Annotated in this window: 20 protein-coding genes and 1 pseudogene; 16 read left to right on the forward strand and 5 right to left on the reverse strand. The window is 75.4% G+C overall.

The features are described 5' to 3' along the window. The first annotated feature begins 39 nt into the window (after positions 1-39). The 3 genes and pseudogenes from ACH495_RS13335 (at position 40) to ACH495_RS13345 (ending at position 2,280) form a co-directional block, all read left to right on the forward strand. Complete coding sequence (locus tag ACH495_RS13335; RefSeq protein WP_396857971.1) at positions 40-996, forward strand: hypothetical protein; 957 nt, start codon at positions 40-42, stop codon at positions 994-996. 4 nt (positions 997-1,000) lie between these two features. Beyond that, a pseudogene (locus ACH495_RS13340) lies at positions 1,001-1,222 on the forward strand (asparagine synthetase B); the annotation flags it as partial. Positions 1,223-1,281: 59 nt separating this feature from the next. Further along, positions 1,282-2,280 (forward strand): linear amide C-N hydrolase, encoded by a 999-nt coding sequence (locus tag ACH495_RS13345; RefSeq protein ID WP_396857972.1) that lies wholly within the window; start codon positions 1,282-1,284, stop codon positions 2,278-2,280. Here ACH495_RS13345 and ACH495_RS13350 read toward each other — a convergent pair. Then, positions 2,277-2,891 (reverse strand): HDIG domain-containing metalloprotein, encoded by a 615-nt coding sequence (locus ACH495_RS13350; protein ID WP_396857973.1) that lies wholly within the window; start codon positions 2,889-2,891, stop codon positions 2,277-2,279. The two genes, ACH495_RS13345 and ACH495_RS13350, sit on opposite strands and share 4 nt — an antisense overlap. Positions 2,892-2,967: 76 nt before the next feature. Then, entirely contained in the window at positions 2,968-4,419 is a 1,452-nt protein-coding gene (locus tag ACH495_RS13355; protein WP_396857974.1) for an LVIVD repeat-containing protein, read from the reverse strand. A 138-nt stretch (positions 4,420-4,557) separates the two neighbouring features. Here ACH495_RS13355 and ACH495_RS13360 point away from each other — a divergent pair, with 138 nt between their 5' ends. The 5 genes from ACH495_RS13360 to ACH495_RS13380 all read left to right on the forward strand — a co-directional run bounded on the left by ACH495_RS13360 (position 4,558) and on the right by ACH495_RS13380 (position 10,565). After that, complete coding sequence (locus ACH495_RS13360) at positions 4,558-5,253, forward strand: DUF305 domain-containing protein (protein WP_396857975.1); 696 nt, start codon at positions 4,558-4,560, stop codon at positions 5,251-5,253. A gap of 40 nt (positions 5,254-5,293) precedes the next feature. Then, complete coding sequence (locus ACH495_RS13365) at positions 5,294-6,505, forward strand: sensor histidine kinase (protein ID WP_396857976.1); 1,212 nt, start codon at positions 5,294-5,296, stop codon at positions 6,503-6,505. After that, a complete protein-coding gene (locus ACH495_RS13370; protein WP_396857977.1) occupies positions 6,502-7,167 on the forward strand; it encodes a response regulator in 666 nt (221 codons plus the stop codon). The genes ACH495_RS13365 and ACH495_RS13370 overlap by 4 nt, the downstream gene beginning before the upstream one ends. A gap of 147 nt (positions 7,168-7,314) precedes the next feature. Further along, positions 7,315-8,079, forward strand: coding sequence for an ABC transporter ATP-binding protein (locus ACH495_RS13375; protein ID WP_396857978.1), 765 nt, complete (start codon positions 7,315-7,317; stop codon positions 8,077-8,079). Between the two features lie 5 nt (positions 8,080-8,084). Continuing rightward, on the forward strand, positions 8,085-10,565 hold the full coding sequence (locus ACH495_RS13380; RefSeq protein ID WP_396857979.1) for an ABC transporter permease: 2,481 nt from the start codon (positions 8,085-8,087) through the stop codon (positions 10,563-10,565). Positions 10,566-10,631: 66 nt separating this feature from the next. Here ACH495_RS13380 and ACH495_RS13385 read toward each other — a convergent pair whose 3' ends face one another. After that, complete coding sequence (locus ACH495_RS13385) at positions 10,632-12,029, reverse strand: protein kinase (RefSeq protein ID WP_396857980.1); 1,398 nt, start codon at positions 12,027-12,029, stop codon at positions 10,632-10,634. A gap of 524 nt (positions 12,030-12,553) precedes the next feature. Here ACH495_RS13385 and ACH495_RS13390 point away from each other — a divergent pair. From ACH495_RS13390 to ACH495_RS13425, 8 genes are all read left to right on the forward strand, one after another. Continuing rightward, positions 12,554-13,177, forward strand: a complete 624-nt coding sequence (locus ACH495_RS13390) for an RNA polymerase sigma factor (protein WP_396857981.1) — start codon at positions 12,554-12,556, stop codon at positions 13,175-13,177. A 16-nt stretch (positions 13,178-13,193) separates the two neighbouring features. Next, positions 13,194-13,994, forward strand: coding sequence for a hypothetical protein (locus tag ACH495_RS13395; RefSeq protein WP_396857982.1), 801 nt, complete (start codon positions 13,194-13,196; stop codon positions 13,992-13,994). Between the two features lie 160 nt (positions 13,995-14,154). Then, a complete protein-coding gene (egtA, locus tag ACH495_RS13400) occupies positions 14,155-15,390 on the forward strand; it encodes an ergothioneine biosynthesis glutamate--cysteine ligase EgtA (RefSeq protein WP_396857983.1) in 1,236 nt (411 codons plus the stop codon). Further along, a complete protein-coding gene (gene egtB, locus ACH495_RS13405) occupies positions 15,387-16,715 on the forward strand; it encodes an ergothioneine biosynthesis protein EgtB (RefSeq protein WP_396857984.1) in 1,329 nt (442 codons plus the stop codon). The genes egtA and egtB overlap by 4 nt, the downstream gene beginning before the upstream one ends. 9 nt (positions 16,716-16,724) lie before the next feature. After that, the gene (gene egtC / locus ACH495_RS13410) at positions 16,725-17,507 is read left to right on the forward strand and encodes an ergothioneine biosynthesis protein EgtC (RefSeq protein WP_396857985.1); all 783 of its coding nucleotides are present in this window, start codon (positions 16,725-16,727) and stop codon (positions 17,505-17,507) included. Next, the gene (gene egtD / locus ACH495_RS13415; RefSeq protein WP_396857986.1) at positions 17,507-18,478 is read left to right on the forward strand and encodes an L-histidine N(alpha)-methyltransferase; all 972 of its coding nucleotides are present in this window, start codon (positions 17,507-17,509) and stop codon (positions 18,476-18,478) included. The genes egtC and egtD overlap by 1 nt, the downstream gene beginning before the upstream one ends. Before the next feature lie 227 nt (positions 18,479-18,705). Beyond that, positions 18,706-19,293: a TMEM165/GDT1 family protein gene (locus ACH495_RS13420; protein ID WP_396857987.1), complete on the forward strand. Its 588-nt coding sequence runs from the start codon at positions 18,706-18,708 to the stop codon at positions 19,291-19,293. A gap of 97 nt (positions 19,294-19,390) precedes the next feature. Beyond that, positions 19,391-19,591 carry a hypothetical protein gene (locus tag ACH495_RS13425; RefSeq protein ID WP_396857988.1) on the forward strand — a complete coding sequence of 67 codons (201 nt, stop codon included), beginning with the start codon at positions 19,391-19,393 and terminating at the stop codon, positions 19,589-19,591. A gap of 54 nt (positions 19,592-19,645) precedes the next feature. Here ACH495_RS13425 and nhaA read toward each other — a convergent pair whose 3' ends face one another. Both nhaA and ACH495_RS13435 read right to left on the reverse strand, forming a co-directional pair. Next, a complete protein-coding gene (gene nhaA / locus ACH495_RS13430) occupies positions 19,646-20,947 on the reverse strand; it encodes a Na+/H+ antiporter NhaA (protein WP_396857989.1) in 1,302 nt (433 codons plus the stop codon). A 130-nt stretch (positions 20,948-21,077) separates the two neighbouring features. After that, on the reverse strand, positions 21,078-22,934 hold the full coding sequence (locus ACH495_RS13435) for a polysaccharide biosynthesis protein (RefSeq protein WP_396857990.1): 1,857 nt from the start codon (positions 22,932-22,934) through the stop codon (positions 21,078-21,080). Positions 22,935-22,965: the final 31 nt, after the last annotated feature.

Here is a 22,965-nt window from a genome sequence, read left to right on the forward strand (position 1 = left end):
TTCGACTACGCCGTGTCCTGCCGAGAGGGGACGGAGACCATGCGAGTGCCCAGCCGTAGCCCCGGCCGCCAGCCCGGCCCCGCCGCCGCGTCCACCGCTCCCGCCCGCCGGCTGCCGCCCGGTGACCCGCGAGCCGCCGGGCCCGACCTGGCCGCCTACCGGGCGGCGGTGGCGGACCTGCTGATCGAGGTGGGCGCGCTGGCCGACGCGCCCTCCTCCACCGCCCGGCAGGTGCTGCTCGACCAGCGGCTGCGCGAGCCGGCCATCGCGGCGGTCCTCGACGCCACCCCGCAGGGGCTGATCGGCGCGCGGGAGACGCTGCTGCTGGAGATGGCCCGCTACCAGCCCAACGCGCGCAGCTCGGCGCACGACCTGACCGCCCTGGTCCGGATCTTCCTGCTCTCCCGGGTCGACGTGCTGTGGTGGCGGGACAGCCCGACCTTCCGCACCGACGACCAGGTGCGCACCAGCACCGAGCTGGTCGACCTGGAGTGGCTGCGCCGCCGTGGGCTGCTCGAGTTCCGCTACCGCGAGCAGCCCGCCACGGTGCTGGGGCGCGGGCTGCACGCGGTCCGGCGGCGGGTCCGCCCGGACGCCAGCCCGCGCACCGCCGGCCTGCTGTTCCGCCGGGCCCGCCGCGAGGTGATCGCCTTCCTCAACGACCTGGCCCGGGAGTTCGCCGCGGTCACCCGGCCCGGCACGCCGCCGCTCTGGGTGACCAGCCTGGCCCGCAGCGCCGAGCACCAGTACCGGCTGCGCCGGTTGGGGTACGCCGCCATGGTGCCCAGCGGGCACTGCCTGGGCTGGGCCGCCGACGTCGAGCTGGACTGGTACGAGCGGTTCGGCGCGCGTACCGCCCTGGCCGGGCTGCTGCTGGCCCGGCAGGACGCCGGCGAGGTCAACGTGGTCGACGAGGGACAGGCCTGGCACCTCTGCCTCGCGCCCGCGGCCCGCCGGCGCTACCGGCGGGCGTACGAGGCCGAGATGGGGTGCTGACCCGATGTGCGGGATCGCGCTGAGCATCGGCCCGGAGGCCGACCCGGCCACCTTCCGGCGGATGCTGGCCGCGCTCGCCCCGCGCGGTGAGGTGACCGAGACCCGGCAGGAGAACGGCCTGCTGGCCGGCGTACGCCGGTTGCGGATCGTGGACCGGGAGCGGTCCGCGCAGCCGTGGGTGTCACCCGACGGGCGGCACCTGCTCTGCTTCAACGGCGAGGTCTTCACGGACGCGGGCCGGTTCCTCGATGGACATCGTCGGTGGTCTCTTCTAGCGTCTCGGGCATGCGGAGGACTCTCGTCGCCACCGGGCTCGTGCTGCTGCTGGTCGCCGGCTGCGGCGAGGGTCGCGCGCCGGCCGGGCCGGCCGACGCCGGCACGCCGACCGCGTCCCGGCAGGACCCGGGCCAGGCCGAGCGGACGCTGGCCAGCCTGCGCAAGGTCGACGACCTGCCGCTGTACGAGATGACGTACGTCGGCGACTACGACCCGACCGCCGGGGTGGGCGGCAGCGCGCCGCCGAGCCCGTTCGGCTGCTCGCTGTTCGCCGCGCTCGCCGATCGGGACCGGCCGCTGTTCGCCCGCAACTTCGACTGGCAGCCGAACCCGGCGCTGGTGCTGCGCACCGACCCGCCCGACGGGTACGCCTCGATCTCCCTGGTGGACATCTCCTACCTGGGTGTCCCCGCCGACCCGGCCGGTGACCGGCGGCTGCTCGACGCGCCGCTGCTGCCGTTCGACGGGATGAACGAGCGCGGTCTCGCCGTGGGGCTGGCCGCCGACGACGGCGCGCGGGCCGAGCCGGTGGCCGGCCGGCCCACCGTCGGCTCGGTGCGCATCCTGCGCCTGGTGCTGGACGCGGCGGCCACGGTGGACGAGGCGGTCGCCGTGTTCGAGCGGTACAACCTGGACTTCGACGGCGGCCCGCCGCTGCACTACCTGCTCGCCGACGCCACCGGGGCGTCCGCAGTGGTCGAGTTCGTCGACGGGAAGCTGCGCGTCGACAAGCGTCGGGGCCCCTGGCAGGCGCTGACCAACGTGCCCGCCGTCGGCGTGCCGGATCGGGAGCTGCGCCAGGACCACCGGTACGGGGTGCTGGCCCGGGAGCTGGACCGGGCCGGCGGGACGGTCGACGCCGCCGGGGCGCTGCGCCTGCTCGACGCGGTGCGCCAGTCGCACACCCGCTGGTCGGTGACGTACGGGCTGCGCAGCGGCGAGGTGCGGCTGGTGACCGCGGGCGGCGGCGTCCGTGACTACCGGCTGCCGATGAGCGAGGTGGCCTAGCCGACCGGGTGCCCGTGCCGGCGGGCGAGCGCGGCCAGGTCCGGCTCACCGAAGCGCTCGACCAGCGCCGCGAACCGGGCGACCTGGCCCGCGCCGAAGCGCCGCACGGCGGCCGAGTACGAGGCGGCGGAGACGAACGTCGGCGGCGTCGTCTTGCTGTGGAACTTGTCCGCGTACATCACCAGCACTTCCTCGTCGGTGCCCGGTGTCCAGTCCGCGACCGGGAGCGGGAGCCCCTGCCGGAGCACGTCCTCGCGGGTGATCCCCACCCCGGTGTGCCGGGAGCAGAACCGGCCGAGCGTCTCGGGCAGGCCCGCCTCCCGCAGCAGCGCGTGGCCGAGCACGCCGTGCCGGACGTAGTTCGCCTCGTCGAACCGGCCGTCGGCGTCGTGGAGGCGGTAGACGCCGATGTCGTGCAGCAGGCTGCCGGCCCGCACCAGGGCGACGTCGAGGCCCGCGCCGTGCCGCTCCAGCAGGTGCTCCGCCACCTCGCACACGATCCGACAGTGCGTCCAGACGAGGTGGAACGCCTCCTCGGTCGGCGCGTACCGCTCGTGCAACGCCCGGATCTGCGCGTCCGTCGGCACGGTGGTCCGGTGGTCGATCGTCATGCCCGGGTGCCCCCTCCTCATGGGACCGGGCCCGGCACCCCTGGGGGATGCCGGGCCCGGTGCGGTCGTCGTCAGGTCACCAGCTCAGGTAACCCGCCTGGGTCTGCACGTTCAGCTCGGGCACCAGCAGGAACTGCGCCAGCCAGGTACGCGGGTCGCGCAGCTCCAGCACGTCCAGTCCCTTCTGGATGTCGCTGGAGTAGATGTGGCCGTTGTACCAGTAGGCCGACCAGGAGCCGCCGGTGCGCAACTGGGTGGCGTCCAGCGGACCGCGCTCCCAGTAGGCGATCTCCTTGGGCTTGGTCGAGTCGGTGAAGTCCCACACCGAGATGCCGCCCTGGTACCAGGCCTGCACCATGATGTCGCGGCCGGGCACCGGGATCAGCGAGCCGTTGTGCGCCACGCAGTTCTCGGTGTCCGCGTTGACGCGGGGGATCTTGTAGTAGCTGCGGAACGCCAGCTTGCGGGCGTCACCGCGGCCGGTGATGTCGTAGATGGCGTCCGCGCCGCGGTTCGGCCCGACCACCTCGTTGCAGGTCGCCGCGCCGCCGCCGCCCAGCTCGTCGGTGAAGACGACCTTGGTGCCGGCGTTGTTGAACGTGGCCGAGTGCCAGAACGCGAAGTTCTCGGTGTCGGTGACCCGCTCGATCACCCGGGGCGCTTCCCGGTTCTTGATGTCCAGCAGGATGCCGTCACCCATGCAGGCGCCGGCGGCCAGGTCCTTCGACGGGTACGCGGTGATGTCGTGGCAGCCGGTGGTGGCCGACTTCTCACCCGGGACGCCCGGGTAGCCGCCGTCCGGGAAGAGGTTCGGGGTGGCGACCACCGAGGCCGAGGTGGGGTTCTTCACCGGCACCTTGACGATCGAGATGGAGTCGTGCGGCGGCTGGCAGTCGGGGAACTCGGCGCGCGGGCTGTACGACGAGACGTACAGGTAGACGTCGCGCCGGTCCTTGCCGGGCACCAGCGTGTGGGTGTGCGAGCCGCACGCCGTCTCCACCGACTTGATGTAGCGCGGGTTGCGCTTGTCGCGGATGTCGAAGATCTTGATGCCCTCCCAGGACTCCTTCACGGAGGCGGGCTGGGCGGTGCTGGCGCACGAGTCGTCGTTACGGGACGAGTCGGTCGACAGGAACAGCAGGTCGCCGCTGACCGAGATGTCGTTCTGCGAGCCGGGGCAGAGCACCTGCGACACGATCGACGGCCGGCTCGGCCGCGACACGTCGTAGATGACGAAGCCGTCGTAGTTGCCGACGAACGCGTACCGACCCTGGAAGGCCATGTCGGTGCCCAGGGCGGCCGTGGTGTCGAACGGGGCCTGCTTCGGCAGGTTGGCCACCTGGCGCAGGTTGGGGCTGCTGGAGATCTCGTCGACCCCGGGGACGGCGTTGTCCACGGTGGCCGGCGCCGCCTGGGCGCGGGGGAGTTCCTGGGCGCTGCTCGGCGGCGCGGCGACCACGCCGGCGAGCAGCAGGCCGGCGGCGGCGAGGCTGACGGTCCGGGTACGGGACAGATGGATGTTGATCATCGGCAACACCCTTCGAAAGGGGATGATGATTCGACACACCTTACCGATCGGCGACCGTCATCAATGTGACGCCGGTCACATCGAGGAACTTTCCGCTCTGGATAGGATCGCTGTCACCTCGACCGGAGGGAGGGTCGTATGACCGCCCGGCAGGCACGCGTGTGGCTCCCCGTCACAGCGCTGGTCGCGCTCCTGGTGCTCGGTGGCCTGGCGCTGACCGGGCGCGACGACGACACCCGTCCGGCGGCGGCCCGGCCCGGCCCGGCCGCCAGCACCACCCCGGCCGCGACCGGCTCGGCGCCGCCGGTGCTGGTGCCCGGCCGGCCGGGGGAGCCGGCCGCCACCCACGACGGCGCGCGGGTCCGGAACGCCGCGCCGCCACGGTTCAACGGCCTCGACGTCTGGTACGTCCGGATGATGATCCCGCACCACCAGCAGGCGCTGGAGATGGCGACGCTCGCCCCCGACCGGGCCGCCGACCCCCGGGTCCGCGCCGTCGCCGACCGGATCCGGGCCGCCCAGGGGCCGGAGGTCGGCCTGCTGCGGGCCTGGCTCAGCACCCGCGACCTGCCCGCCGAGGTCACCGGGCACGACCACGCCACCATGCGCGGAATGCAGTCCGCCGAGGCGATGCGGCAGCTCGCGGCCGCCCGCGGCGCGGCGTTCGACAGCCTCTTCGTGCGGATGATGACCGCCCACCACCAGGGCGCGGTGGTGATGTCCACCGACCTGCTCAAGGTCGGCGCCGACCAGGCCATGCAGGAGTTCGCCAACGCGGTGGCCGTCGAGCAGTCCGCCGAGATCGTCCGCATGCGGGCCCTCCTCACCCGCTGACCGGGCCCCGGGAGCACGCGCGGCCCGCCCCGTACGCTGGGTGACCGTGGACCGCCTGATCCTCGGCCGCCCGTTGCGTGGCGTCGCGTTCGACGCCGCCGTCTCCGGGCTGGTCGTCCTGCTCGCCGTGCTGGGCCTCCTGGCCGAGCAGGGCGGCCTGCCGGCGTTCGCGGTCGGCGTGGCGATGGCGGCGGCGTTGTTCTTCCGGCGCACCCACCCGTCCGCGGTCGCCGTGGTGGTGGCCGCGCTCGCGCTGGCCCAGGTGATCGTCGGCTGGGGGCCGCTGGGCTACGACGTCGGCGTGCTGATCGCGCTCTACAGCGTGGTCAAGTACGCCGACCGGTCGCGGGACGGCATCCTGGCCGGGATCGGCGCCGCGATCGGCGTGCTGCTCTCCGCGCTCTCCTGGCCCGGCCCGGCGCCCTGGTGGGCGGGCGCGCTCTACTACGGTCTGGTCACCGGCGCGGTCTGGCTGGTCGGGCTGAACGTGCGGACCCGCCGGCTCTACGTGCTCAGCCTCGAGGAGCGCGCCGCGACGGCCGAACGCGAGCGGGAGGCCGAGTCGCGGGCGGCGGTCGCCGAGGAACGCACCCGGATCGCCCGCGAGCTGCACGACGTGGTCGCGCACAGCATGGCCGTCATGATCGTGCAGGCGGACGGCGTGCGGTTCACGCTGGACCGGGACCCGGCGACCGCGCGGGAGGCGGCCAAGGTGGTGGCGGACACCGGCCGGCAGGCGCTGGAGGAGATGCGGCGACTGGTCGGCGTGCTCCGGGAACCCAGCCGGCCGGAGCCGCCCGCGATGGCCGACGAGCCGGCGCACCGGCGTCCCGCGTTGGTCGAGCTGCCCGCGTTGCTCGACCGGTTCCGCGCCGCCGGGCTGCGGATCGACTGCGGCGGCGCCGGCACGCCGGTGGCGCTGCCGCCCGGCCTGGAGCTGACCGTCTACCGGGTGGTGCAGGAGAGTCTGACCAACGCGCTCAAGCATGCCGGCGTGGGCGCGTCGGTCGAGCTGACGCTCGACTGGGCCGACGACATCGTCGCGGTCCGGGCCGTCGACGACGGACGCGGCCGCCCGGTGGTCCGGCCGGCGCCGTCCGGCGGGCACGGCCTGGTCGGCATGCGGGAACGGGTCGGGGTGTACGACGGCGAGCTCACCGCCGGCCCCACGCTGGCCGGCGGGTGGCGGGTGGAGGCCCGGCTGCCGCTGCCCGCGGCGGCCGGCACCGACGAAGGGAGCGCGGCGGCGTGAGCGTACGGGTGATGATCGTCGACGACCAGGCGCTGGTGCGCGCCGGCTTCCGGATGGTGCTCGACTCCCAACCGGACCTGACGGTCGTCGGCGAGGCCATCGACGGCGCGGACGCGCTGCGGGTGCTGGACCGGGTCGAGGTCGACGTGGTGGTGATGGACCTGCGCATGCCCACCATGGACGGGGTGGAGGCGACCCGGCGGATCTGCGCCCGGTCGGCCGGGGACCGGCCACGCGTGCTGGTGCTCACCACGTTCGACACCGAGGCGGACGCGTTCGCCGCGCTGCGCGCCGGGGCGAGCGGCTTCCTGCTCAAGAACGTGCCGCCGGAGGAGTTGCTGGCCGCGATCCGGGTGGTCGCCGAGGGCGACTCGGTGGTGGCGCCGTCGATCACCCGGCGGCTGCTCGACCGGTTCGCCGGGCAGCTCGGCCCGGACCCGGTGGCGGACCCGCGGCTGGCCCAGCTCACCGAGCGGGAGCGGGAGGTGCTGCTGCTCGTGGCGCAGGGGCTGTCCAACGCGGAGATCGCCGCCCGGGTGCACGTCGCGGAGGCGACCGTGAAGACCCACGTCGGGCGGATCCTGGCCAAGCTCCAGCTCCGCGACCGGGTCCAGGCCGTCGTGCTGGCCTACGAGAGCGGGCTCGTCACCCCCGGCGGCTGACCCGGCGTACGCCTCGGGTCGTACCTGGTCACCCGGTCGGGGCGACCGCAGGCGTACCGAGGTCGAGCGCGCCGGTGGAGATCGGCGCCGGGGTGCCGGCCATAGCGTCGGAAGGGTCACCAGACCGCGTCCGACAGGAGCACCACGTTGCCCGCAACCCCGCCCACCGGCGTCGCGCTCGCCGCCCGTGACCTGCGCAAGGAGTACGGCGTCGGGCAGTCCCGCGTCGTCGCCCTGGACGGCGTCGACCTCGACCTGGCCGCCGCCCGGTTCACCGCCGTGATGGGGCCCTCCGGCTCCGGCAAGTCCACCCTGCTGCACTGCCTCGCCGGCCTGGACCGGCCGTCGGCCGGCACGGTCCGCATCGGCGAGGCCGACCTGGCCCGGCTCGACGACCGTCGGCTGACCCGGCTGCGCCGGGACCGGGTCGGTTTCGTCTTCCAGCGGTTCAACCTGCTGCCCACGCTGACCGCCGAGGAGAACGTCGTGCTGCCGCTGGCGCTCGCCGGCCGGCGGCCCGACCCGGGCTGGCTGCGGCAGGTGGTGGCCGCGGTCGGGCTGACCGACCGGCTCGGTCACCGGCCGGCCGAACTCAGCGGCGGCCAGCAGCAGCGGGTCGCGGTGGCGCGGGCGCTGGTCACCCGCCCCTGGGTGATCTTCGCCGACGAGCCGACCGGCAATCTCGACTCCCGCTCCGGCGCCGAGGTGCTGCGGCTGCTGCGCGAGGCGGTGGACACGCTCGGCCAGACCGTCGTCATGGTCACCCACGATCCGGCCGCCGCGGCGTACGCCGACCGGGTGGTCTTCCTCGCCGACGGCCGGTTCGTCGACGAGCTGCACCGGCCGACCACCGGCCAGGTCCGCGACGCGCTCGCCCGGCTGGACCCGGTCGTGGCGCCGGTGGGGCGGTGAGCGGGATGCTGCGCCTGACCCTGCGTCAGGTGCGCGCCGAGGGCCCGCGCCTGCTGCTCTCCGCACTGGCGATCGTGCTCGGCGTCGCGTTCGTCGCCGGCACGCTGATGCTCACCGACGGCATGCGCGCCGGGGCGTACGAGCGGGCCGGCGCGTTCGACAGGCACACCGACCTGGCCGCGTACGCCGGCTCACGGCCCCTGCCGCCGGCCCTGGTCGACCGGGTCCGGGCGGTCGACGGGGTGGCCGCCGCCGCGGGGGAGCTGACCGGCGCCGCCGGGGTGGTCGGCGCGGACGGCCGGCCCGTGCTCGGGTACGCGGTCCTCGCCGCGATCCCCACCGAGCCGGCCCTCCAGTCATACGACGTGGTCGCCGGGCGGCTGCCGCAGCGCGCGGGTGAGCTGCTGCTCGACGAGCGGACCGTCGCCGAGCAGCGGTTCGTGCTCGGCGCCCCGGTCTCCGTCGGCGGCGCGAGCGGCGCGGCCCGGCCGTACACCCTGGTCGGCGCCGTCGACGTGGCCGGCACCACCCGTGACGTCGGCGGCCCGTTCATCGGCCTGACCGGCGCGGACGCCCTCACCGTCGCCGGTGAACGCGGATACGGGCGGATCATGGTGGCCGCCCGCCCCGGGGCGGACGCCGCTGCGCTGGCCGACCGGGTCCGGGCCGTGGTGGGACCGGGCGTGACGGTCCGGGACCGTGCGGCCGTCCTCGACGCGGCGGTCGCCGAGGCGGTCCGCGACCTGCGGCAGTTCCAGCTGCTGCTGGGCACGTTCGCCGCCGTGGCGGTGGTGGTGGCCGGCTTCGTGATCGCCAACACCTTCGCCATCGTGCTCGCCCAGCGTTCCCGGCGCACCGCGCTGCTGCGGCTGGTCGGCGCGACCCGGGGGCAGGTCTACCGGGCCGCGCTGGCCGAGGCGGCGCTGACCGGACTGCTCGCCTCCGCGGTCGGCGTGCTGGCCGGCGCGGCGCTGTCCGTCGCGCTGGGCGCGCTGCTGGACGGTGCGGGGGCGCCGGTGGCCGGCGGACTCACCGTGACGGCCCGTACGGTGCTGCTCTCGCTGGCGCTGGGCACGCTGCTCACCGTGCTGGCCGCCGCGCTGCCGGCCTGGCAGGGCACCCGCATCGCGCCGGTGGCCGCGCTGACCGACGCGGCGACCCGGCCGGCCCGCCCGGCCGGCCGGGTCCGGCTCGCGGTCGGGGCGCTGGCCCTCGCCGCCGGTGTCGCGGCGCTGCTCGGCGCCGGGGCCACCGGTCAGGTGCCGCTGGTGGCGGCCGGCGGGCTGCTGGCCTTCGGCGGCATCGTGGCGTTCGGCCCGGTCCTGGTGCCGGCGCTGGTCCGGGTGCTGGGCGTGCCGGTCCGCGCGCTGGTCGGCGTCCCGGCGGCGCTGGCGGTGGCGAACGCGGTGCGCAACCCGCGCCGGGTCGCGGCCACCGCCACGGCCATGGTGATCGGGATCGGGCTGGTCTCGTCGTTCGTGGTCGGCGCGGGCAGCGTCAAGGCCGGCATCGGACGCGCGGTGGACGCCCGGGTCGGGGTGGACTTCCTGGTCACCGGCATCGGTGGGGAGCTGCCGGCCGGGCTCGTCGACGAGCTGGCCGCCCGGCCGGAGCTGGGGGTGGTGCACGAGCAGCGCAGCCGGGAGAGCGACGGCGTCGAGGTGCGGGCCGCGCACCCGGCGCTGGTCCGGCGGACGCTGTCCGCAGTGGACGCCGGTGACCCCGCCGCGTTCGGGCCGGGATCGGTGCTGGTGCACCGGGAGCTGGCCGCCGCCCGGGGCTGGACGGTCGGCGCGACGGTCACCGTCGCCGGCCGGCCGTTCCGGGTCGCCGCCGTGGTGGCGGACGACCGGCCGGCGGCGGCCGGCAGCCCGGTGCCGGCGGGGCACGTGGTGGAGCTGGTGGACGCCGACTTCCGCCGCCTGTTCCCCGCCGAGCGCGGCTACCTGGCCGAGGTCGACCCGGCGGACGGGGTGAGCCCGGACGTCGCCCGGTCGGCAGTCGAGTCCGTGGTCGCCCGCTATCCGACGGTCAACGTGCTGGACCAGGCCGCCTACAAGAAGATGCTCACCGGCACCGTCGACCTGGTGCTGGGCTTCGTCACGGCGCTGCTCGGCCTGGCGGTGGTGATCTCACTGGTGGGGGTCGCCAACACGCTGAGCCTGTCGGTGGTGGAACGGACCCGGGAGACCGCCGTGCTGCGCGCGGTCGGAATGAGCCGGGCCGGGATGCGGGCGGTGCTCGCCGTCGAGGCGGTGCTCACCGCGCTGGTCGGCACCGTGCTCGGCATCGCCCTGGGCGCCGCGGTCGCGGCGGGCGCGATGGCGGTGGTGGCCCGCGTCGGTGGCGACTTCACCGTGGTGCTGCCGTGGGGTCGGCTCGGTCTGATCGTCGCGGTGGCGGTGCTGGCCGCGCTGCTCGCCTCCGTCCTGCCGGCGCGGCGCGCGCTGTCCCGGCCGGTGGTGGCGGCGCTCGGCGCGGACTGACCACCGGCGTCCGGCGAGCCGGTCGGCCTTCCGAGGCGGACCGGCTCGCCGGAACGGCGCGGTGGATCAGGGGCGGGCGACCGGCTGACCGCCCGCGTCACCGCCACCGTCGCCGCCGGCCGGGGCGGTCGTGGTGGTGGTGGTCTCGGTCGGCGCGGTGGTCTCGACCGGGGGCGTGCTGGTGGTCGGCGCGGTGCTCGGCGCGGTCGGCGCCGTCGACGGCGTGCCCGACGGGCTCGGTTCGGTCGACGCGCTGGGCGAGGCGCTCGGCGTCACCGAGGTCGAGGCCGAGGGGCGCTCGTTCGGGCCGGCCGGACGGTAGGTGTAGTCGTCGTCGTTCGCCGGCGGCTCCCCGGTGACCGCGGTGTCCGCGACCGAGTTGCTCGGCGCCACCGCGGGCCGGGTGGAGTCGATCTTGGTGGCCGGCGCGTCCGGTTCCCGGGCGGCGGCCAGCAGCGCGCCCAGGGCGGTCACCGCCACCAGCACCGCGCCCAGCGCGCCGACCAGCGCGCCGCGCCGACCGGGGCGGCGCGGCGGCGCGAGCACGGCCGCCGGCCGGGCCACCGGCTGCTCGTCGCGGGTGTGCCCCGGCCCGGCCGCGCCGCGCAGCGCCGCCGGCACGGTCGCGGTGGGCGAGTCGGTACGCGCCGCCCGGGCCGCGTCGGCCATCGCCGCGGCGGTCGGGTAACGGTCGGCGGGATCCTTCGCCAGGGCCCGGGCCACCAGCTCGCGGACCGGCGCCGGGATCTCCGCCGGCAGCTCCGGCGGCTCGTCGTCGAGGTGGCGCACGGCGACCTGGAGCGGGTTGTCGCCGGTGAACGGCGGGCTGCCGGTCAGGCAGCAGTAGGCCACCGCGCCGAGCGCGTACACGTCCGTGGCGCCGGTGACCGGCCGGCCGGCGGCCTGCTCGGGCGCCATGTAGAGGGCGGTGCCGGGCACCGCGTTGGTGCTGGTGATGCTGGTGACGTTGGTCGAGCGGGCCACGCCGAAGTCGACCAGGACCACGGTGCCGTCGTCCTGCACGAGCAGGTTGCTCGGCTTGACGTCGCGGTGCACGATGCCCCGGCCGTGCGCCCCGTGCAGCGCCTGCGCCGTCTGGGCCACGATCGACATGGTCTCGGCGACCTCGAGCTGGCCGGCGTCCTCGATCCGCCGGGACAGCGGCTCGCCGGCGACGAACTCCATGACCAGGTAGTCGGCCCGGCTGCCGTCGGGCAGCTCGTCCTCGCCGCAGTCGAAGACCTGGACCACGCCGGGGTGGCGCAGCGACGCCATGATCCGCGCCTCGGAGCGGAACCGGGCGATGAAGTCCGGGTCGCGGACCAGCGCGGGAAGCAGCACCTTGACCGCCACCTGGCGGCCGAGCACCAGGTCCTTGGCCCGCCAGACGTCGCCCATGCCGCCGGTGGCGACACGGTCTTCCAGGCGGTACCGACCGCTGAGTACGACGTCGGAGGTGAGCATCCCCATACCGTACCCACAGCGGTCGCGGAGTATTTCCGGCGATCTCTCCGATGGCCGTCGGCGAGCGGCTCCGCCCCGGTCGGCCGAACGGTCGACGGTCGCGGCGGCGATGGGCTGACCGTGATCGGCCGGGTACGATGGGCCAGAAAATGCCGGTCTCCCGACTGCTGTCCGCTGTCCGGCGCGTCTTCGTGCCCCGCGGTGACGGTGGGCAGCGACGTGACGGTGGCCTTCGTTACACCGACACGCCGCCACCGGCGGTAGACATTTCTCTCGCTTTTTCGGCCCGTCCGTTCCTTGCCGCCGGGCCGGTCGCGCTCCTAGCGTTGGCCCGGCTCCCGGCCGCCCCGCGACGCCGGTACGGTATGTCCCGCCGCCGGCCGTACCGTGCGGCACTGTCCAGCGTGCGTTCCGGGCTCGGCCCGGCGCCGATCAGCTCAGCGGGGGCCGGGGGTGCGCATGGCGGTGTGGTCTCCCGCGTCGGCGGACGTCCGGCCCGCGATCCCGGGCCCGGGGCGGCGACCGTGACCCGAGAGCTGAACGAGGCGGTCACCGCGGCCCAGGCCGGTGACGAGGAGGCGTTCCGCTTCCTCTACCGCAGCCTGCAGCCGGCCCTGCTGCGTTACCTGACCACGCTGGTGGGCGGCGACGCCGAGGACGTGGCCTCGGAGACCTGGCTGCAGATCTCCCGGGACCTGCCCTCGTTCACCGGCGGTGAGTTCCGCGCCTGGTCGGTCACCATCGCCCGCAACCGGGCCATGGACCACCTGCGGCGGCAACGGCGCCGGCCCGTGGTCCCGGTGCCCGTGCAGGCCCTCAACGACCTGGCCGGGGACGCCGACACCGCCGACCGGGCCGGCGAGACCCTCGGCACCGAGAGCGCGCTGGCGCTGATCCGCACGCTGCCGCCGGCCGAGGCCGAAGCGGTGATGCTGCGGGCCGTCATCGGCCTCGACGCCGAGACCGCCGGGCGGGTGCTGGGCCGGCGGGCCGGCGCCGTGCGCACGGCGGCGCACCGCGGGCTGCGCCGGCTGGCCGCGCTGCTGGAGCGCGCCGCGCCGGAGGACGCGCCGGGCGCGGTCCTGCCCCGGCCCCGCACCGACAGCCAGGCGCCGCACGCGCCCGAGGCCGAGCCGGCGGAGGGCTGACGTGAGGGGAGACGGCATGAGACCTGGCCGGTCCGACGGGCCCGCCGACCGGGCGGAGTCCGACCGGCTGCTCGACGCCGCGCACGCCGCGCCGCCGGCCGCCGCCGACCCGCCGGCCGCCGCCGACCCGCTGACCCGGCTGCTCGCCGCCGCGACGGCTCCCGCCACCCCGGGAGAGCTCGACGGCGAGGAACGGGCACTGGCCGCCTTCCGGGCCGCCCGGGCGACGCCGGCGGTCGCCGCGCCGGTTCCCGCGTCCCGTCCGCGTCGCCGTCTCCGCGTCGCCGCCGCGCTGTCCGGGCTCGCCGCCACCGCGGTCGCCGGGGTGGCGTTCGCCGCCGTGCGGCTGGACCGGGACCCGGCACCGGTGGTCCCGCCGGCCCCGACCACTGCCGCCCCCGCCCCGACCGCCGCCGGGCCGTCGCGGCCGGAGCCCACCGGACCGTCCGGCCCGGCCTCCGGTACGGCGTCGTCGCCCGCGACGCCGTCCGGCAGCCGGCCCGTCGCGCCGTCGTCGGTCACCGGCGCGCTCGCCGGGCACTGCCGCGCGTACCTGGCCAAGTCGGAGCGGCAACGGGCCAAGGCGCTGACCAAGCCCGGCTTCGCCGACCTGGTGGCCGCCGCCGGCGGGCCGGACCGGGTGGAGAGCTACTGCCGCGCACTGGTGCCGGCCTCACCGACCACGCCGTCGGCGAAGACGCCGGCAGCGAAGAGCGCCTCCCCGAAGGCGCCCACGCCGAAGGATCCGTCACCGAAGAAGCCGGTGGGTGACGAGCGCAAGCCCGGATCGGGCGACCAGGACGACGACGAGGACTGACCCGGCCCGGCGCAATCGGATTCCGGACAAAAATTCATCTCCCCGGGCGCGCGGATTCCGTCTGCTAGACAGAAGATGGGGGACGCGCGGACCCGTGCCGAACCGGCCGGGCCCAGGGCGACGGTGTGGTCGCCCGTCCCTCGGGGAGAGGAGCCGCCACATGGTGATGTCGCCGGAGCTGGATCGCGCCACCGTCCTGGGGGACGAGGCCGCGGCGCGCGGGCACCTGGCCCGGATCTGCTTCAAGACCGGCCCACCCACGCTCACCGGCGTCGAACTGGAATGGACCGTGCACGACGCCGCGGACCCGACCCGACCGGTCGACCGCGAGCGACTGCGTGACGCGTTGGGACGGCACAGCCCCGTCACCATCGACCCCACCAGCCCGGCCGATGAGCTCCGGCGCGGCGGCACCGTGACCGTGGAGCCCGGCGGGCAGGTGGAGATCTCCACCCCGCCGCGACCGTCGGTCGGCGCGCTCATCCTGGCCACCGAGGCCGACATCACGCAGCTACACGCCCGGCTGGACGCCGCCGGTCTCGTGCTGGGCGGCACCGGGATGGACCCGTGGCGCCCGCCCCGACCGGTCGTGGACACCGCCCGCTACCGCGCCATGCGGGACGTCTTCGACCGGCGTGGACCGGCCGGGCGGGCGATGATGTACAGCACCGCCGGGCTCCAGGTCTGTCTGGACGCCGGCGAGCCGGACCAGCTCGCGCAGCGCTGGGCCGCCGCGCACGCCGTCGGGCCGCCGCTGCTGGCCGCCTTCGCCACCGCCGACCGGCACGCCGGCCGGGCCACCGGTTGGGCGTCCGCACGGATGGCCGCCTGGTTGGCGATCGACCCGGCGCGTACCCGCCCGGTCTGGTCACCGGGGCGCACCGACCATGATCCGGTGGCGGCCTGGACCGAGTACGCGCTGGCCGCGCCGCTGCTGTGCGTCCGCGGCGACGGCCCGGACTGGACCCCGCCGGCTGACGTGACCTTCGCCGACTGGCTGGCCGGGGCGCTGCCCCACCCGCCCACCACCGACGACCTGGACTACCACGTCAGCACGCTCTTCCCGCCGGTACGCCCGCGCGGCTACCTGGAACTGCGTTACCTGGACGCCCAGCCGGGCCGGGCGTGGACCGTGCCGCTGGCGGTGCTGGCGGCGCTCTTCGCCGACCGGGCGACCACCCGCGACGCGCTCGCCGCGGCCGGTCCGGTCGCCGACCGGTGGCGCGCGGCGGCCCGGCAGGGGCTGGCCGAGCCCGCGCTGGCAGCCGCCGCGGCGACCCTGTTCGACCTGGCCCTGGCCGCCCTGTCCGGGCTGGACCTGCCGGCCGGCCGACACGACGAGACCCAGCGAGCGATCCGGCGGCACCGTGCCGCCGCGGAGAGGGGACAGCGGTGACCACGACCGAGCGACCGGGCACGGACGCCGAGCGGCTGCGCGGCCGGATCGCGGCCGAGCTGGAGCGCACCCGGGCCCGCACCGCGCTGCTGACCGACGCGGTGGACGACGACGACCTGGTCCGGCAGCACTCCACCCTGATGTCGCCGCTGGTCTGGGACCTGGCGCACGTCGGCAACCAGGAGGAGCTGTGGCTGGTGCGCGACGTCGGCGGGCGCGAGCCGGTGCGCCGCGACATCGACGACCTCTACGACGCGTTCAAGCAGCCCCGCAAGGACCGGCCGGCGCTGCCGTTGCTGCCCCCGGCCGAGGCCCGCGCCTACGTGCGGACCGTGCGGGACAAGGTCTACGACCTGCTGGACGGCATCCGGTTCACCGACCGCCGGCTGGTCGAGGACGGCTTCGCGTTCGGCATGATCGTGCAGCACGAGCAGCAGCACGACGAGACGATGCTCGCCACCCACCAGTTGCGTGCCGGCGCCCCGGTGCTGGACGCTCCGCCGCCGCCCGAGCCCCGGGTCGGCGTCGGCGGCGAGGTGCTGGTGCCGGCCGGGCCGTTCACCATGGGCACCTCCACCGATCCCTGGGCGCTGGACAACGAGCGTCCGGCGCACACCGTCGAGCTGCCCGCGTACCGCATCGACGCGGCGCCGGTGACCAACGGGCAGTACCGCGCGTTCATCGCCGACGGCGGGTACGACCAGCCGCGCTGGTGGAGTGAGGCCGGCTGGCGGCACCGGGTCGAGGCGGACCTGGGCGCGCCGCTGCACTGGCGGCGCGACGGCGACGGCTGGGCGTACCGCCGGTTCGGCCGCTGGTCGGCGGTGCGCGACGACGAGCCGGTGGTGCACGTCTGCTGGTACGAGGCGCAGGCGTACGCGGCCTGGGCCGGCAAGCGGCTGCCCACCGAGGCGGAGTGGGAGAAGGCGGCCCGGTGGGACCCGGCGACCGGCCGTTCCCGCCGCTACCCGTGGGGCGACGGCGATCCGGGGACCGCGCACGCCAACCTGGGCCAACGGCACCTGTGGCCGGCGCCGGTGGGCGCCTACCCGGAGGGCGCCTCGCCGCTGGGCGTGCACCAGCTCGTCGGCGACGTCTGGGAGTGGACCGCCAGCACGTTCCGCGGTCATCCCGGCTTCACCGCGTTCCCCTACCGGGAATACTCGGAGGTCTTCTTCGGCGACGACCACCGGGTGCTGCGCGGCGGTTCGTTCGGCACCGACCGGTCGGCGTGCCGGGGCACGTTCCGCAACTGGGACTACCCGATCCGGCGGCAGATCTTCAGCGGTTTCCGCTGCGCCCGTGACGCCGGCTGCGAGGAGTGAACCGGCCGGATGTGCCGTCACCTCGCGTACCTGGGTCCACCGGTCACCCTGCGGAGCCTGCTGCACGACCCGCCGTACGGGCTGCTGCGGCAGTCCTGGGCGCCGCGCGACATGCGCGGCGGCGGCACCATCAACGCCGACGGCTTCGGGGTCGGCTGGTACCCGGACGGCGCCGACCCGGTCCGCTACCGGCGGGCCCAGCCGATGTGGAGCGACACGACGCTGGCGGAGCTGGCCGCCGTGACGTCCGCCGGGGCGGTGCTGGCCGCCGTCCGCTCCGCCACGGTCGGCATGCCGCTGCACGAGACCGCCGCCGCGCCGTTCGTGGAGGGGCGCTGGCTGTTCAGCCACAACGGCGTGGTCCGGGGCTGGCCGGACAGTCTCGTCCCGCTCGCCGCCGGGCTGCCCGTCCGCGACCTGCTCACGCTGGAGGTGCCGACCGACTCGGCGGTGCTCTGGGCGCTGGTCCGGCATCGGCTGCGGGCCGGGGCGACGCTCGGCGAGGCGGTGGCCGACACCGTCGCGGCGGTGGCCGCCGCGGCGCCCGGCTCGCGGCTGAACCTGCTGCTCACCGACGGCGTCACGGTGGCGGCGAGCGTCGCCGGGCACGCGCTGTCGGTGCGGCGCGGCACGGGTTCGGTGCTGCTGGCCTCCGAACCGTTCGACGACGACCCCGGCTGGCAGGCGGTGCCGGACGGGCGGCTGGTGCTGGCCACCGCGGCCGGGCTGGACGTCCGGGAGCTGGCCCCGGCCGGGCCGATCCCATCCACCGACGGCAGAGAGGACACCTGATGAACGCGGAGCCGCTGGAGATCCATCTGGAGGAGCAGGACCTCGACCGGGCGCTGCGGGAGGACGTCCGGGCCGGGTTGACCGCGGCGCCGAAATGGCTGCCGCCGAAGTGGTTCTACGACGCCCGGGGCAGCGAGCTGTTCGAGGAGATCACCCGCCTGCCGGAGTACTACCCGACGCGGGCCGAGCGGGCGGTGCTGGCCGCGCACGCCGCCGACGTCGCGGCGCTGACCGGCGCGAAGACGCTGATCGAGCTGGGCTCCGGCTCGTCGGAGAAGACCCGGCTGCTGCTGGACGCGTTCACCCGGCACGGCGACCTGGGCACGTTCGTGCCGTTGGACGTCTCGATCAGCGCGTTGCGTTCCTCGACCGAGCAGATCGCCGCCGCGTACCCGGGGCTGCGGGTGCGGGGCATCGTGGGCGACTTCACCCGCCACCTGGACCGGCTGCCCACCGGTGGCCGGCGCCTGGTGGCGTTCCTGGGCGGCACGATCGGCAACCTGCTGCCGGCGGAGCGGGCCGGGTTCCTCACCGCCATGCGCGCGGCGCTGGAGGCCGGCGACTGGCTGCTGATCGGCACCGACCTGGTGAAGGACCCGGCCGTGGTCGTCCCGGCCTACGACGACGCCGCCGGTGTGACCGCGGAGTTCAACCGCAACGTGCTGCGGGTGATCAACCGGGAGTTGGGCGCGGACTTCGACGTCGCGGCGTTCCGCCACGTGGCGGTCTGGGACCCGGACCGCGAGTGGATCGAGATGCGGCTGCGCGCCGAGCGCCCGACCCGGGTCCGGGTGGCGGCGCTGGGCCTGGACGTCGCGTTCGCCGCCGGGGAGGAGGTGCGCACCGAGGTCTCGGCCAAGTTCCGGCCGGCGGGGATCGCCGCCGAGCTGGGCCGCGCCGGGTTCGCGCGGCAGGCGTTCTGGACCGACCCGGACGGGCTGTTCGGGGTGAGCCTGGCCCGGGCCGAGTGAGGGCCGGGGCGGCGTCGGCCACACCCGGCGGTCGGGGCCGGCGGTGATCGGCTAGGCTGGGGGCGCGAAGGGGAGTAGCCCCCAATGTCGTGGTCGACACACTGGTGCGTTCCGCATCCGGCCACGCGGCCCCGGTTCCCGGGGCGGGCGAGACCTTCGACTCAGGCTGTCGCAGCCGGGTCGAGGGCACCCCTGTCTCTCCTCCCGGCTTGATCGGGAAGGTTCACATGGAGGGTTTCCTCGTCGCGCTGGTGATCAGCTTCGGCGTCATCTTCGTCGCTGAGCTGGGGGACAAGTCCCAGCTCATGGCACTGACATTCGCCACGCGTTTCCGACCGGTGCCGGTGCTCATCGGCATCACCATCGCCACCGCGATCGTCCACCTGGCCTCGGTGGCCATCGGTGTCGGTCTCAACGCGGCCCTGCCCACGGGCTGGATTTCGCTGATCGCCGGCCTGGCGTTCCTCGGGTTCGGCGCCTGGACGCTGCGCGGCGACAAGCTGACCGAGGAGGAGAAGCAGAAGGCCGAACGCAGCACCAAGTCGGCGATCGTCGCGGTCGGTGTGGCGTTCTTCCTGGCCGAGCTGGGTGACAAGACCATGCTCGCGACCATCACGCTGGCCACCAAGTACGGCTGGTTCGGCACCTGGCTCGGCTCCACGCTGGGCATGGTCGCGGCGGACGCGCTGGCGATCCTGGTGGGCCGGATGCTCGGCCGGCACCTGCCGGAGCGGACCATCCGGTACGGCGCGGCCGTGCTGTTCGCCATCTGCGGCCTCTGGCTCGTCTTCGAGGCGATCTCCGAACTCACCTGAGCCGGTCCGATGATCGGGCGCGCTCCCGATGGGTAAGTGGTCCGGTGGTGGCACCGCGGTGCCACCACCGGATTCGGACGATCGGGAGGTTCCGCGCATGAGCAGGCACGACGAGCCCAACGAGTACGGCTTCGCCGGGGGCGCCACGGCACCGGAGCCGCCGGCCGGCGGTCGCGCGGACGAGCAGGACCGCGAAGAGCGGGTCGCGGTGCCGGGTGACGACCTCACCGAGCCGTCCGCCGACGCGCTGGAGGAGACCGAGGACGACGCCGACCGCCCCGCCGGGCGCCGCCGCTGATCGCCGCCGTACGCCGGCCGCCGCCCCGACCGGGACGGCGGCCGGCGCGTGCGGTCAGACCGGCCGTTCCTGGTAGACGTCCGGAATGCCGTCGCCGTCGTCGTCCCGGCTCTCCCGTTCGCTGATCCGGCGGTGCACCCGGTTGCGTCGCAGCAGCACCACGGCGGCCAGGGCGGCCGAGATCAACGAACCGGCCAGCACGGCGGCCTTGACCCGCGCGTCCTCGGGGCTGCCCGGGCCGAACGCCAGCTCCCCGATCAGCAGCGACACGGTGAAGCCGATGCCGGCCAGCAACGCCAGCCCGGCCAGGTCCGCCCAGGTGATCTCCTCATCCAGCTCGGCGCGGGTGAACCGGGCGAGCAGGAACGTCGAGCCGAACACCCCGATCACCTTGCCCAGCACCAGGCCGCCGGCCACGCCGAGCACGACCGGGTCCCGGACGACCGCGCCCAGGTCCACGTCGACCAGGGAGACCCCGGCGGCGAAGAACGCGAAGACCGGCACGGCGAGGCCGGCGGAGATCGGCCGCCAGCGGTGCTCCAGCCGTTCGGCCAGCCCCGGCTCGCCGCGCCGCCCGGTGAGGACCGGCACGGTGAAGCCGAGCAGCACGCCGGCCACCGTCGCGTGCACCCCCGAGGCGTGCACCAGCACCCAGGCGGTCAGCGCGAGCGGGATCAGCGCCCACCACCAGGTGCGCCGCCGCTGAACCAGCAGCGCGAACCCGGCGATCGGCAGCAGCGCGCCGAGCAGCGGCAGCGGGTGGAAGTCGGCGGTGTAGAACACCGCGATGACGGTGATGGCGAGCAGGTCGTCGACCACCGCGAGGGTGAGCAGGAAGGCTCGCAGCCCGGCCGGCAGGTGCGAGCCGATCACGGCCAGCACGGCGAGCGCGAACGCGATGTCGGTGGCGGTGGGGATCGCCCAGCCGCGCAGCCCCGCGCCGCCGGCGCTGGCGGTCACCGCCAGGTAGATCAGCGCCGGCACCACCATGCCGCCGACGGCGGCGACCACCGGCAACGCGGCCCGCCGGGGGTCCCGCAGGTCCCCGGCGACGAACTCGCGCTTGAGTTCGAGGCCGACCACGAAGAAGAAGATCGCCAGCAGCCCGTCGGCGGCCCAGGTGGCGAGACCGAGGTCGAGGTGCAGCGCCGCGCCGCCCGGCCAGGGCACCCACTCGCCCAGCGCGGCGTAGGACGCGCGCCACGGCGAGTTCGCCCAGACCAGGGCGAGGACCGCGCCGAGCAGCAGCAGCCCGCCGCCGACCGTCTCGGTGCGCAGCACGTCCGCCAGGAAGCGGGCCTCCGGCCAGGAGCGGCGCTCGAGCAGGCGGGAGGGACGCGGGGTGTGATGGGGCATACGGTTTCCGTCCGGGAGCAGGGGTCGGTGGATCCATCGCCGACCAGGCTTCCCGGCACACCGCCGCCAACCCTACCGGTCCGCCGGACCGGCGGCGAGCGGAGCGGCGCCGCGCACCGCCGCCGGCGGCTCAGCGCTGGCCGGGCAGCGCCGGCAGGACCGCGCCGACGGTCTCGCAGAACGCCGCCATCCGCTTGATCAGCTCGTCCGGATCGGCGTACGGGTCCAGCGCGCGCACCTCGTCCGGGTCGAGCGGGGGCACCGGCACGTGGGAGATCAACGGGTGCAGCGGCCGGCTGTCCGACTCGTCGGCGCCGAAGAGGTGCTCGTGCAGCTTCTCGCCCGGCCGCAGCCCGGTGAAGACGATGTCCACCGGGTGGTCCGCCTCCGCGGACAGCCGGCGTGCCACGTCCGCGATCCGGACCGGCTCGCCCATGTCGAGCACCAGCGCCTCGCCGCCGCGGCCGATGGTCGCGGCCTGCAGGACCAGGTGGACGGCCTCCTGCACGGTCATGAAGTAGCGGGTCACGTCCGGGTGGGTGACGGTGATCGGCACGCCGGCCCGGATCTGCGCCTGGAACGCGGTCAGCACCGAGCCCCGGCTGCTCAGCACGTTGCCGAACCGCACGCTCAGGTACGTGCCGCCGAGCTGCGCGGCCCGGTGGGCGGTGATCCGCTCGGTGATTCGCTTGGAGAAGCCGAGGACGCTTGTCGGGTTCGCCGCCTTGTCGGTGGAGATGTTGACGAACTCGGCGACGTCCCGGCACGCCTCCAGCACGTTGAGGGTGCCCCAGATGTTGGTCTTGATCGCCTCGCCGGGGTGTCGCTGGAGCAGCGTCAGGTGCTTCAGCGCCGCCGCGTGGAACACCACGTCGGGCTGCCGGTCGGCGATCACCCGGGCGATGCCCTCGGCGTCCCGGATGTCGGCCAGGATCAGTTCCGGGCCGTCCAGCAGGGCCCGGCCGTGCAGCGACATCTGGAGCGCGTGCAGCGCGGACTCGTCCCGGTCGAGCATCATCAGCTCGTCCGGTTCGCAGCGGGCGATCTGCCGGCACAGCTCCGAGCCGATGGAGCCGCCGGCGCCGGTGACCAGCACCCGCCGGCCGGCCAGCCCGCCGCGTTCGACGGCCAGCTCGGCGACCCGTTGGGCGCGGCCGAGGAGGTCGGTGAGCTGGAGGTCGCGGACGTCGGTGGCGGCGACCGGGCGGTCGAGCACCTCGCGGACCGGCGGCAGGACCTTGAACGCGGCCCCGGCCTCCAGCGTGCGGGTGCGCACGTCGCGCAGCAGCTGCGGGTCGAAGCCGGTCATCGAGAAGATGACGGTACGGGTCTGGGTGGCCCGGATGACGGCGCCGACCTGCTCCCGTCCGCCGAGCACCCGCAGCCCTTCCAGGCGGAGCCCGCGACTCTCCGGGGCGTCGTCGAGCAGGCCCACCGGCCGGTAGCTGCTGTCCGGGTCGTGCAGCAGCACCCGGACCAGCCGTTCGCTGGCCGCGTCCACGCCGTAGACCAGGCACCGCTCGGCGTGCCGCGCCGCCGGGCGGTGCCGGTCGGCGTGCGCCCGCCACAGTCCGCGGCCGGCAGCCATCAGCACGAGCGCGACGGCGCCGCCGACCAGCGGGGTGGTCGCCGGGACCGGCCGTTGGGCCCAGGGCAGCACGCCGACGAGCGTGACCGCCGCGGCGATCGCGACCCGGACGGCCAGCCCGCGGGCGTCCCCGGCGCTGCCGATCGGGTAGCGGCCGTAGAGCCGGGACCGCAGCAGCGTGAGGAGCGCGTACAGCGCGGCGCAGGCGAGTGCCGCGGCGATGGTCCGGGCGCTGCGGGCGGCGGTCAGCTCGAACTCGTACCGGGTCCAGGCGGCGCCGAGGAATCCTCCGCACCACGCGGCCGTGTCCAGCGTTAACAGGGAGAGGGTGGCGGCGCGGTGGGTGATCCGGCTGCCCGGTCGCACGGCGTCTTCGGCGGCGGTGGCTTCACGATCCATGGGCTGCCCTCGTGGTCCTAGCCGGAATGAA

It is taken from the genome of Micromonospora sp. NPDC018662, from assembly GCF_044391475.1.
GTDB lineage: Bacteria > Actinomycetota > Actinomycetes > Mycobacteriales > Micromonosporaceae > Micromonospora.